This window comes from Pseudomonas sp. ICMP 8385, assembly GCF_002699915.1.
In the GTDB taxonomy this organism is placed as follows: Bacteria; Pseudomonadota; Gammaproteobacteria; order Pseudomonadales; family Pseudomonadaceae; genus Aquipseudomonas; species Aquipseudomonas gessardii.
Genome location: NZ_LKBY01000034.1, coordinates 1 through 373 on the forward strand (window position 1 = coordinate 1; position 373 = coordinate 373).

1 protein-coding gene is annotated in these 373 nt (G+C 52.4%); it reads right to left on the reverse strand.

The features are described from left to right. On the reverse strand, positions 1-373 hold a 373-nt coding region (locus AO268_RS05520), incomplete at both ends, for an IS110 family transposase (protein WP_141562779.1).

The following is a 373-nucleotide window of genomic DNA, read 5'->3' on the forward strand; positions in this document are numbered from 1 at the left end:
CTTCGGCGAAATCGGCCAGAACAGCCGCATCAATCGGATCAGTTTTAGCCGTCTTGCCCATTGCCACGGCAAAGGCTCTGGCTCGGCGAGGATTGATCCGGAGTACGTTGAAATTTGCCTCCTGAAGCGCTGCCATAACCTGGCGCTCATAGCCTCCCGTAGCCTCAAGCAACNTCCGGAGTACGTTGAAATTTGCCTCCTGAAGCGCTGCCATAACCTGGCGCTCATAGCCTCCCGTAGCCTCAAGTAACACCCGGCCAACCTCGAAGCATCTTAAGCGTTTGATCAGTTCAGCAAAGCCTTCAGAAAGGTTTGAAACCTCAAATCCTTCGCCCTGAGGTTGAACCCAGACAACAAGATTTGATTTGGATAT